Annotated in this window: 12 protein-coding genes and 1 pseudogene; 8 read left to right on the forward strand and 5 right to left on the reverse strand. The window is 44.1% G+C overall.

The annotated features are described in order from the left end of the window. Positions 1–37: 37 nt before the first annotated feature. Positions 38–733, forward strand: a pseudogene (locus OCU90_RS11140) (dicarboxylate/amino acid:cation symporter); the annotation flags it as partial. A 136-nt stretch (positions 734–869) separates the two neighbouring features. On the opposite strand, the gene OCU90_RS11145 reads toward OCU90_RS11140, so the two are convergent. Beyond that, a complete protein-coding gene (locus OCU90_RS11145) occupies positions 870–1,643 on the reverse strand; it encodes an ABC transporter substrate-binding protein (protein ID WP_017085617.1) in 774 nt (257 codons plus the stop codon). A gap of 10 nt (positions 1,644–1,653) precedes the next feature. After that, entirely contained in the window at positions 1,654–2,796 is a 1,143-nt protein-coding gene (gene hisC / locus OCU90_RS11150; protein WP_061021724.1) for a histidinol-phosphate transaminase, read from the reverse strand. Between the two features lie 181 nt (positions 2,797–2,977). Between hisC and OCU90_RS11155 the strand changes: the two genes are divergently transcribed. The 6 genes from OCU90_RS11155 (at position 2,978) to OCU90_RS11180 (ending at position 6,599) form a co-directional block, all read left to right on the forward strand. After that, complete coding sequence (locus OCU90_RS11155) at positions 2,978–3,865, forward strand: LysR substrate-binding domain-containing protein (RefSeq protein WP_061021726.1); 888 nt, start codon at positions 2,978–2,980, stop codon at positions 3,863–3,865. Positions 3,866–4,159: 294 nt separating this feature from the next. Further along, positions 4,160–4,408: a hypothetical protein gene (locus OCU90_RS11160; RefSeq protein ID WP_061021728.1), complete on the forward strand. Its 249-nt coding sequence runs from the start codon at positions 4,160–4,162 to the stop codon at positions 4,406–4,408. A 109-nt stretch (positions 4,409–4,517) separates the two neighbouring features. Beyond that, positions 4,518–5,120 carry a septation protein A gene (locus OCU90_RS11165; protein ID WP_061021729.1) on the forward strand — a complete coding sequence of 201 codons (603 nt, stop codon included), beginning with the start codon at positions 4,518–4,520 and terminating at the stop codon, positions 5,118–5,120. Positions 5,121–5,313: 193 nt separating this feature from the next. Beyond that, positions 5,314–5,712, forward strand: coding sequence for an acyl-CoA thioester hydrolase YciA (gene yciA, locus OCU90_RS11170; RefSeq protein ID WP_017061510.1), 399 nt, complete (start codon positions 5,314–5,316; stop codon positions 5,710–5,712). A gap of 193 nt (positions 5,713–5,905) precedes the next feature. Then, positions 5,906–6,202, forward strand: coding sequence for a YciI family protein (locus OCU90_RS11175; protein WP_004741234.1), 297 nt, complete (start codon positions 5,906–5,908; stop codon positions 6,200–6,202). A gap of 1 nt (position 6,203) precedes the next feature. Next, on the forward strand, positions 6,204–6,599 hold the full coding sequence (locus OCU90_RS11180) for a GspS/AspS pilotin family protein (RefSeq protein ID WP_061021732.1): 396 nt from the start codon (positions 6,204–6,206) through the stop codon (positions 6,597–6,599). Positions 6,600–6,707: 108 nt separating this feature from the next. Here OCU90_RS11180 and metE read toward each other — a convergent pair whose 3' ends face one another. Next, positions 6,708–9,056, reverse strand: a complete 2,349-nt coding sequence (metE, locus tag OCU90_RS11185) for a 5-methyltetrahydropteroyltriglutamate--homocysteine S-methyltransferase (RefSeq protein WP_061021735.1) — start codon at positions 9,054–9,056, stop codon at positions 6,708–6,710. Between the two features lie 279 nt (positions 9,057–9,335). Here metE and OCU90_RS11190 point away from each other — a divergent pair, with 279 nt between their 5' ends. Continuing rightward, positions 9,336–10,247 (forward strand): LysR substrate-binding domain-containing protein, encoded by a 912-nt coding sequence (locus OCU90_RS11190; RefSeq protein WP_004736509.1) that lies wholly within the window; start codon positions 9,336–9,338, stop codon positions 10,245–10,247. Positions 10,248–10,442: 195 nt separating this feature from the next. Here the strand turns inward: OCU90_RS11190 and OCU90_RS11195 are convergent, their stop codons facing one another. Both OCU90_RS11195 and OCU90_RS11200 read right to left on the reverse strand, forming a co-directional pair. After that, positions 10,443–10,643 carry a DUF4250 domain-containing protein gene (locus OCU90_RS11195; RefSeq protein ID WP_004736508.1) on the reverse strand — a complete coding sequence of 67 codons (201 nt, stop codon included), beginning with the start codon at positions 10,641–10,643 and terminating at the stop codon, positions 10,443–10,445. Positions 10,644–10,764: 121 nt separating this feature from the next. Beyond that, positions 10,765–11,445: a hypothetical protein gene (locus OCU90_RS11200; protein WP_017087679.1), complete on the reverse strand. Its 681-nt coding sequence runs from the start codon at positions 11,443–11,445 to the stop codon at positions 10,765–10,767. Positions 11,446–11,568: the final 123 nt, after the last annotated feature.

Genomic DNA, 11,568 nt, shown 5'->3' on the forward strand with positions numbered 1-11,568 from the left:
AAACATAAACATTTAGAGATTATACTGCTATGATTATCTTTTTACTATTAACAAGGTTATGATCATTGCACCACTTGGCGTATTTGGCCTAATGGCAGAAGCAGTCGGTACATTCGGTTTTGGCGCACTTATGGTCGTGTTCAAGCTGTTCATTGTCTACATTGCTGCGATTCTTATCTTCGGCTTTGTGGCATACCCACTGATGATTCAAATCTTCACTAAGACTTCAGCTAAGAAGTTCCTAGTGGCAATGAAGAAACCTCAAGCGGTTGCACTATCAACAGCCTCTTCAATGGCGACACTGCCAGTAACAATGGAAACGGTAGAGAAAGAACTTGGCGTTCGTAACTCTACGGCTTCATTCGTTCTGCCACTTGGTGCGACGATCAACATGTCTGGTAACGCAATTTACTACGGCCTAGTTGCTATCTTCTTCGCACAGCTGTTCAACATCGACCTGTCTATGGGCGCTTACATTGCTATCATCGTAACGTCGACTCTAGGCGCAGTTGGTCAAGCAGGTGTTCCAGGTCCTTCTTTCCTAGTGGTTGCGGTTCTTCTAGCAGCTGGTATCCCTATTGAAGGTCTACCTCTGTTGTTCGCTCTAGACCGTATCTTCGACATGATCCGTACTGCTCTAAACATCACTGGTGATGCAGCATGTGCAGTCATCGTTGATTCTCTAATCGAAGACGAAGAACAAGAAGCTGAGCTACAAAAGCAACAAGCGTAAAGACTAAACGCTAAGTTGATGGTTGATTATTGATTATTGATTGAATTGATACCGCTGACATAAACGAAAAAATCCGAGAGCTTCACAGCCCTCGGATTTTTGTTTTTGGTGTTCTAGTTTTTAGGCGTTAGACGAATTACAAATCAGCGCCATAAATATCAAACGTGAAGTACTTAGCAGCGATCTTGTCGTAAGTACCGTTCGCTCTGATCTCTTCAATCGCGGCATTGAATTGTTTCGCCAGTTTTGAATCCTGCTTTCTTAGTGCTAACGCCGTACCTTCGCCAATGTAGGCTTTGTCGGTTACTGCTTTACCTTTAAATTCAAAGCCCTCACCTTCTTTTTTATCTAAGAAAGCTAATGACAGTTGATCTGAGTTGCCGAAGGTTAGATCTAGACGACCGTTTTGCAGATCCAGATAAACTTCATCTTGGCCGGTATAACGCTTAATGTTTGCCACATCGCCAAACTTGTCGGTTACGTAGCGATCGTGAATCGTACCTTGCTGAACACCGATGGTTTTACCTGCTAAGCCTGCCTCATCGACGCTGAATTCCGCGCTTTTAGCAGCAACAAACACGGCTGGTGTTTGGTAGTACTTATCGGTGAACAAAATCTTACGCTTACGCTCTTCGGTAATACGCATTGAAGCCATGATCACATCTGACTTTCTTGCCAACAAACTTGGAATTAACGAGTCCCAACTTTGTGAAACCCAAGTACAATCGAGTTTGGCTTGCTCACACAAGGCATCAGCTATCTCAATATCAAACCCGACAGGCACACCGTCACTGTTTTTATAGTTGAATGGCGGATACGTAAAGTCCGACGCCAAACGGATTTCTTTCGCCTGTACCGTTGTACCAAGTAAAGCGGCCGCACAAGCGAGTCCTAGTATTATCTTTTTCATCATTGCCATCCTAGATATGATCTTTATCGAGTTGAGATTGAGTTTCTTTATGTTGAGATTGTTGAATTTGTTTGCCTTGTTGATTCTTTTCTAATTCGGTTTGGTAACGTGTTAGTGACGTTATCACTTCTAACATGCTCTCTTGGCTACCAATACTGATTCGAACACAGTTACGCAAAGCAGGTTCATGGTTTTGATTCCTTGTCACAATGCCATCCTTCGCCAATACACTGAACACTTGATGCCCAGGTTTTTGACGCAGCAAAATAAAGTTAGTCGATGAAGGGTAAACAGACTCGATGAAATCAAACTGCGTTAACTCACAAGCAAACCAATTACGTAGTTCGACCAGCTTTTGTGTGGCGTCTTGCATCACTGAGACTCGCTCATCAGACAATGCGTCTAACACGATTTTCGATGAGCAATCCGGCATCGGATAAGGTGGAATCAGCTTCGCGACATACTGCATCACATTTTGACTCGCTAAGATAAAGCCACAACGAACCGCAGCCAGTCCAAACGCCTTAGACAAGGTGCGAATCACTACCAAATGCGGATAACGCTCAATAAGGCTCACCGCTGACGTTTGTGGTTCAAACTCGATATACGCTTCATCGACTACCACTAGAGATTTTCCAATCGTACCTTCCAGTACCTGAATCAAATCCGATTTGGGAATCACATTGCCCGTTGGGTTATTTGGTGAGCAAAGAAACACGATATTAGCCAACTTCGCTTTGTTCACGATATCAGCGACATCAAGACTGAAATCTTCCTGCAACGGAGAGTCCAAGGTATCGCTCGCCAATGCATCGGCGCAAAACTCATACATTGCATACGTTGGTGAACAAATAAGTATATTGTCACTCGCTGGCTTACAGAATGTTCTGATCAGCAAATCAATCGCTTCATCTGCACCACGAACGGCAACCGTTGCAGCATCAGTTCCGCAATACGCTTGATAAGCCTTAGCAATATCTTGCGGTAAAAAATCTGGGTATCTATTGTGGCTTGCTTCTCCTGGAAACAGCGAGCTTTCCAATTCATTGGCGTTTAGCCAGACTCGTCCATCACCACCAATTCTTCTTGCCGATTGGTAAGGTATTAATTTTTTTACAGCCTGAGGTACTAAACTATCAATAAAAGATGTCAAGAAGCTATCCCTTTCACAAAATCACAATGTCTTCACCACTGCCTTCATATTCAAAAAATGTGACTTATACACATATTGAATCACAAATGATGATTAAGTATTTACATTCAAACAGAACACTATTGATAAATGAATCGAAATAATCACATAATAGCCATGATAAAAAATCATAGGTAAAGATATGAATCGCACACTTCCTTCAACTAAAACCTTGCTCGCGTTCTTGTCGACGGCAAGGCATCTCAACTTTACGCGCGCGGCACATGAGCTCAATGTTACGCAAGGTGCAGTGAGTCGTCAGGTATTGTCGTTTGAAGAAAGTCTTGGCTGTGATCTCTTCTATCGACATGCTCGAGGATTGTCTTTAACGCCGAAAGGAGAAGAACTGGTTCCGCTGATACAAGGAACGATTCATCAACTGCAATCGGCTCTCAATCAAGTGGCAAGTTCTCCCTCTAAGATCAAGCTCAACGCCCCCAGCTGTATTACCTCTTGGCTGCTACCCAAGTTGATGTCTTTTCAGCAAGCCTACCCTGAAATTGATGTCGAGCTCACGTCGACCATCAAGCACGTTTTTGAACCAAGCTTTGACCCGTTTGACGCCGTAATCACCTATGGAAAGAAGCCAAACCAACAATCGATTGTGAGCCAGTTATTGTTCAACGAGCAGCTGGCTCCGGTCTGCCAGGCGCAAAGCATTACGCAGGGCCATCTTGTAAGTAGCGCTTCTACTATCATCAAGCCACACAAGCTCGCTCAATACACTTGGCTACACGCCAACAATGAGCAGAGTGATTGGCGACTTTGGTTAGAGCACATAGGAAGTCATGACCTTTCAAGTAAGAACAACCAACAATTCGCGACACTTGATCAAGCGATGAACGCAGCCATTCAAGGGTTTGGCATCGCCATAGGCGATATCACGCTGGCTAAGCAAGATATTGATTTGGGCAGGTTGGTGAAAGTGAGTGAAGGCAGTGTCTTTTCTGGAAATGGTTACTTCTTGCTGCAGCCTAAAAACCGCCAAAACCCTTCCCTGTCAACTTTAGTCGATTGGCTAGTCGGTTAGAGGTTAGCGGCTATCAAATTGCCAATTGAGAAACATTAAAGCTTCAGTCGTTCGTCATAATGAGAATTTTACCATTCTCAAAATAAAACTATTTTGCGCAAACTACGTATTGGTTTTTAGAGAATAGAACGTACATTCCTTTAACTAGTTGAAAAGAAAATTAATTCAACTTTTTATCTCAGAAACTCTATTCCAACGGACAAAATGGCATTCGAATTGCTTTGTCATAGATAACCCAACCAATATACAGCAGGTTGCAAAGATATAACTGCAGCTTGTCACGGAGGATAGGCTATGACCTTACAAAGACATACATACTACGGCTTAATTCACCATGGAATTAAAACCTTATTAATCGATAGAATTGGCCACTTCACTGAGCGTGAGTACCACGAGTACCTTGACCTAACGACAGGTAAATCGACGTGTTTTGCGATGAGTGAGCAAGAGCTTGAAAACACCTTAGACAGTTTGAAGAGTGAGGGCTATCTTGAAGACATCAAGAAATTGATCCCTCGCTACCAAACATCGTCCATGCGGTAACAGGAGTTCCACACCATTAGTTTTGCAGCCAATTGTCTCGGGCTATTTAGCATCGAGGCAATTTTGGTTAGACTGTCTGCAACTCAACTAACTGGATACTCAGTGCCACATGAAGCAAATCCTTGATTTCATTCCTCTCATTATATTCTTTGCGCTGTATAAGATGTACGACATCTACACCGCTACAGGCGCATTGATTGTTGCTTCCGCAGTACAAATCGTTTTGACGTATATTATCTACAAGAAAGTAGAGAAAATGCAGATCATCACATTCTTGATGGTTGCCGTATTTGGCGGCATGACCATCTTTTTGCATGATGACAACTTCATAAAATGGAAAGTAACCATCGTTTATGCGCTGTTTGCGATCGGCCTGACTGTCAGTCACCTAATGGGCAAATCAGCGATTAAAGGCATGCTAGGTAAAGAGATCTCTCTTCCTGAAGCGGTATGGGGCAAGATCAACTGGGCTTGGACTCTGTTCTTCACATTGTGTGCGATCCTCAATGTTTACGTTGCTTTCAACCTACCATTGGATGTGTGGGTCAACTTTAAAGTATTTGGCTTACTGATCGCTACTTTTGCATTTACCTTGCTAACGGGTGTTTATATCTATAAGCATTTACCAAAAGACCAGCTTCAGTCAAAAGAGCAAGCTCCAGAAAACGATAAGCAACAAGAGCTCTCAGATAAAAATACCGACGAGAAATAACCCTTAGGGATGAGTCCGCATCCCCTTTTTGATACAATTATTATCAATATGCGATTTAACAGTGGCCAATGATACTCGTGATCATTGGCCACTGGTTGTTTGTGTTCGGTGAATGCGTTAAAAACGACCACCGCGAGTCCCGCAAACACATCTATTTTAATTTAAAACAATCAATACCATTAAGAGTACAACAATGACTATTCAATCAACTTTGAACCCGATTGGTTCTTTACTTCTTCGCACCTTGGCGATGCCTTCTGATACCAATGCAGCAGGCCAGATTTTCGGTGGTTGGATAATGTCTCAACTGGATCTGGCTGGCGGAATATTGGCTAAAGAGATCTCAAACGGAAAAATAGTCACCGTGTCAGTATCAAGCATCGAATTCAAACAGCCAGTATCGGTTGGCGATGTAGTCTGTGTTTATGGCGACTGCACCAAGATTGGCCGCAGCTCGATGAATATCGACCTAGAGGTATGGGTTAAGCCGGTACTTGATCACGGCATCGGCGATCGTTACAAGGTATGTGGCGCGACATTCAACTACGTTGCTGTAGACGAAAGCGGTAAACCTCGCCCAATCAACAAATAGTCCTTCGACGACCTTATCTCTCTAAAAGGTCTTTAGTCATTTCGATTAAAAATGCTAAAGACCTTCTCACTCTGCCGCACCATTTCACAATTTCTTATCATTAGCTCTTCCAATACCCATTAGTTCGCGTAAATTAGCCAGATAAATAATTTAATCGCTCTAATTCAGTGAAGTAACATAAGGATATCTCAACATGTGGTACGTGATTTTTTCTCAAGACGTCGAAAACTCATTAGAAAAACGCCTAAGTGTTCGCCCACAACATCTAGAACGCCTACAAACACTTCACGATGAAGGTCGACTTCTAACAGCAGGCCCAATGCCAGCTATCGATTCAGATAACCCTGGTGAAGCGGGTTTCACAGGTTCTACTGTAATTGCTGAGTTCAATTCTTTAGAAGACGCACAAGCATGGGCTGACGCAGACCCGTACATTGATGCTGGTGTCTACCAAAATGTCATCGTAAAACCATTCAAGAAAGTATTTTAACGTGAAAAAATGGATTATTGGCTCACTGGCTTTAGCTCTGCTTACAGGCTGTGCTTCAAGTGAGCAAGACCAACAAAGACAGCTTGAAATGATGGCACAACACCGTGCTGGCGTTTTATCTGCTGGCCTGCCGATTGAGTATGGCCCACTTTCAGTTATGCGTGTATTGGCAAAAAACACCGTTATCGAGATCATGATGATCTACAACCAAGACGCTAAAGGTGCTAAGCCTTTGAACCAAGTTGTAGACATGAGTGTGAATAGCTACTGCACTAACTCTGAAGTCAGAGCAAACCTCGATATGGGTTTGGCTTACAACATCAAGATTCGCAACACTCGCGGACAACTGATCGTTGAGAAGCTGATCAGTAAAGATACGTGTCAAAGTAGCAGCTAGTTTCTAGCTCGAGATTCGAACAAGTATAAAACCAGAAGGCCTCGCAAATGCGAGGCCTTTGTTGTGGTTCATCGTGGATTAACGGATCAATCAAAATCTTAGACTGAATTATGCCTCAGCTGATTCCCACTCTTTACGCAGTGTCTTAGTCGCCGACACAAGGTTTGTCAGTGCGGCTTCTGTTTCTGCCCAGTTACGCGTCTTCAATCCACAATCTGGGTTCGCCCACAAACGTTCTGCTGGGATTCTTTCTGCCGCTTTCTTAAGTAAATCCACAATCCACTCCTCTGAAGGAATGTTTGGCGAGTGAATGTCATAAACACCCGGTCCAATCGCATTCGGGTAGTTAAACTCTTCAAACGCTTTCAGTAGCTCCATGTTCGAGCGAGAAGTCTCAATGGTAATCACATCGGCATCTAGCGCGGCTACTGAATCAATGATCTCGTTGAACTCGCTGTAACACATATGGGTATGGATCTGAGTTTCTGGTTTAGCACTCGCCGCTGAGATCTTAAAGGCATCGACCGCCCACTCTAGGTATTCTGCGTGGTCGCGCTTTTTCAGTGGTAAACCTTCGCGAATAGCAGGCTCATCAATTTGAATAATGTTAATGCCTGCGTCTTGTAAATCAGACACTTCATCTCGCAGAGCAAACGCCAGTTGATTGGTGATTTCTTTGCGTGAGATGTCTTCACGTGGGAATGTCCAACATAGAATAGTGACGGGTCCTGTCAGCATGCCTTTCATCTGCTTTGAAGTCAGAGATTGAGCATAGGTCGACCATTCTACCGTCATTGGTTTTTCACGCTCGATATCCGCGACCACAATCGCTGGCTTCACGCAGCGAGAGCCATAGCTTTGTACCCAACCAAACTTGGTGGTTTGGAAGCCGGCTAGGTTTTCTGCAAAGTATTCCACCATGTCATTACGCTCGGCTTCACCATGCACAAGCACATCCAAATCAAGTGCTTCTTGACGTTTGACCGCATCCGCGATGTGACCTTTTAGTGCGGTGGTGTATTCCGCTTCACTCAATTGACCAGTGCGGTAGGCGCTACGTTGAACGCGAATCTCACCGGTTTGTGGGAAAGAGCCAATCGTTGTTGTTGGTAACAACGGTAAGCCGAGAACTTCAGACTGATGCGCCGCTCGTTCAGCATAAGGTGCACTTCGCTCAGCTAACGCTTTAGTGATGGTATTGAGGCGAGCTTGTACCTGAGGTTTGTTTACATGAGTCGCGCTCTTACGAGCAACGATAGGTTGGCTGTACGTCTCACACGCTAAAATGGCATTATGATCGCCATCTAACGCGGCCCCCAATAAGCTCACCTCCGTGACTTTCTGTTTCGCGAAGGCAAACCAACTCTTCACTTCTTCGCTGAGCGAGTCTTCTAACTCCAAATCCACCGGGCTGTGCAGCAGTGAACTTGAACTTGCCACCCACAGTTTGTCTCCTAACTTCTCTTTCACTGGCTGTAGCAGCTCTAGCTGCGTGGCCAAATCAGCACGCCATACATTGCGACCGTTAATCGCCCCTGCAGAAAGCACCCAATCTTCCGGTAACTTGCTTACCACTTCATTAAGTTGCTGCGGTGCTGCAGCCAAGTCGATGTGTAAACCGTTGACGGGAAGTTCTACGATTTTATCTAACGTGTCAGTCACCGAATCAAAGTAAGTGGTAAGCAGCAGTTTTACATCGCCTTGAATCACTTGATAAGCCAACTTGAATGAATCAGCCCACTTAGTCTCAAGTTCCAGAGATAGAATGGGCTCATCGATTTGCACCCACTCAACGCCCAACTTGGCGAGTTTTGCCAAAATCGCTTGGTAAGCAGTAAGCAAACGTGGAAGCAAGGTTAAGCGGTCAAAGCCCTCTTCCACTTCTTTGCCTAAGTACAGATATGACAGTGGGCCGAGAAGTACAGGCTTAACTTTGTGTCCTGCTTTTATCGCTTCATTCACTTCATCGAACAGTTGTGGCCAGCTCACCTCAAACGAATCGTCTTTGCTGAATTCAGGAACAATGTAGTGGTAATTGGTGTTGAACCATTTCGTCATGTCGGAAGCAGCCGAACTGTCTTTAGTGCCATCATTAGACGTATGCGTACCACCGCAGCAAGTAGACTGAACTTGAGACTGACCGCGACCTACACGGAACAAGGTATCCAGATCTGGGAAGACTTTTTCATCTTCTGATCCACCAGCATGACGTTTTGGCACATGACCTAGAAGTAGAGTCGTTGTTAGAACATGATCGTACCATGCGAAGTCACCCGCAGTTGCAAAGCTTAGATTCGCGTCAGCTTGTACATTCCAGTTACGATTTCTTAATTCGCTGCCGAGTTGCTTGAGCTCAGATTGATCGATTTCACCGCGCCAGTATTTCTCGAGCGTGAATTTGAGTTCTCTTTTTTCGCCGATACGTGGGTAGCCAAGAATATGCGTTGTTGTTGTCATGAGTCTGTTCCTTATTCGATAATTTTAATTTCCGGTCAGACTGCCTTTGATGATTTCACTTTCCCACAAAGGCGTCTGGATGGCTAAACTATCGCCCTAATCCGATCTATGGACAACGTCCAAATATTCATCTTGTTTATTAATAATATTCATCTTGAATCATCCAAAGATGAACAGCTTAAATCCATCTGGACATCTAGACGTTTACAAAAGATCAAAAACACCGTAGGGTGATTATTAAGAAATATTGAATTGGCTTAGGGAATATGAGGAATACTCATGATAGAGCTTAAACACCTTCGAACATTGACCACCTTGAGAGACAGCGGATCGTTAACAGCAACTGCGACCTCTCTTCACCTGACTCAGTCGGCGCTTTCTCATCAATTAAAAGACCTTGAAGCGCGTATTGGCGGTCAGCTTTTCCTACGAAAAACTAGGCCAGTGAAATTCACCTCTGAGGGTGAGATCTTGCTTAAGCTCGCGGATGAGATACAGCCAAAGATTGCTAAAGCAGAGAATGAGTTGGCGAGCCTAAAAGAGGATGTGAATGGTCGATTGCACATGGCGATCGAGTGTCACTCATGCTTCCAATGGCTAATGCCCGCTTTGAAGGAATACCAAGTTGCTTGGCCAAGCGTGACGCTAGATTTCTCGTCAGGGTTCGGGTTTGAGCCTCTACCGGCATTGATGGCTGGAGAACTCGATTTGGTGATCACCTCTGATATTCAACCGCGTTCGGAAGTCCATTACGAACCGCTTTTTGATTTCGAGATGCGCTTGATCACCGCGATCAACTCTCCTTTGGCCGAAAAGCCGAGTATTGAACCGCAAGATCTTAGTGATATTACGATGCTCTCTTATCCGGTTCAAAAGCAGCGTCTCGACGTAGTAAAACACTTTTTGCAACCTGCAGGCGTTGAACCAAAGAAATGGAAACAGGCAGACAACACATTAATGTTGGTACAAATGGTATCAGCAGGCTTAGGTGTCGCAGCATTACCAAACTGGGCAATCAGTGAATTTTCAAGGCAAGGACTCATTGCCAGCAAACCATTAGGCAAAGGGCTTTCAAGAAGGTTGTTCGCAGCGGTAAGAAACTCAGAAAAAGACAAACGTTACCTACAAGCTTTCTTTAGCACGGCAAGACAGCAAAGTAAGAGTCACCTAGATGGCATTGAGGTCGTTTAAGAGACTCGTTGTTGGGTTAGTTTATGCCTGCGTTGAACCTGATAGGCATGCGCCAGAAACAAAAAAGTCACAGATTATCTGTGACTTTCTTCTTTTAGCTTTAGTACCGACGATGGCGGTACTTGTTCATTCACGATAACTGGCTCACAATCGATAGCTGACTCACAAACGACAGAACATGCGCCAGTTTGCTGCTTATCTTGGATAAGACTTAAACTGGTTAGTTAATGGATCGTATTGATAGCCAAGCATATCAAGCTTACCTACAACACTTTCTATATCCATTTCATACATACTGATCAGCTCTTCAAAGCTATCGCATTCTAAGCGAAGTTTTTCATTCACGATTCCCAGCAAAATAATGCTATCGAAACCTTTGACGTTGCTTAAATCCATCCCGTACTCCTAACGAACACACCGACTAGATTTAAGTTTAGAACGCTTACCAACACCACGCTAAAAAACAGATCACACTTTTTCGATTCAACACCGAAAGGCGTGTGAGATCAGTAACCGCCTACATCGCCCAAACTGGCGTTAAACCAACGGCCGCCACCAATAACATCAACAATGAAATAGTCAGCTGAAGCTTTTCAGGGGTTTTAACGAACAATAGATGCCAACACCACACTACGATAGCTGAGATTAGCAAAGCAAAGCTAAACAGTAGGGTTGAAATCATTGGCTCTAATTGAGCTTCAGACAGAGAATAAACATTTACGACCGTCGCCAAAACCACCAGCATGCCGGTTAATACGCCCACAACAGGCAGAACACGGTGAAATGCTTGTAAGCGTGTTCTCGCAATCGTCAGCAGTAAATGACCAAATGCAGCCCCCAACAGTGCTATTAGCAGTAAAGTAGTAATAATACCGACGGTGGTTGCTTGCTCAGTCGCTTGAATAGCAACGTATGAAAGCGCCAAACCACACGCAAGGTACATCACCCAAATAGGACCAGAATCACGTGTCTTCTTGGTTTGAACTTGAGAATAGAAATAAAAGATCGCGAACACGACAAGAAACGCTTCAATTCTTAATGAAGCAACAGCAAGCCAAAGCACGCCAATCGCAGGTAACATCTTGTGAATACGGCCACGTTGTCCCGGGCAAATATCCCCTTTTACCAAGATGAGGGTTAAGATCAGTTGGGCTCCTAATAGCATCGGAGCAAATTGTACTAATAATGATTCGACCATTGTGGATCTACTTCTTCAGACTTATTTTCGCGAATAATATCAAAAACTGCTGCGAACACTAATCAAAATCACAAATTAGCGACGTTATTCAAGGCTTCAACTATGCTGTTGTATGGTTCTTTT

The organism is Vibrio splendidus, assembly GCF_024347615.1.
Lineage (GTDB): Bacteria > Pseudomonadota > Gammaproteobacteria > Enterobacterales > Vibrionaceae > Vibrio > Vibrio splendidus.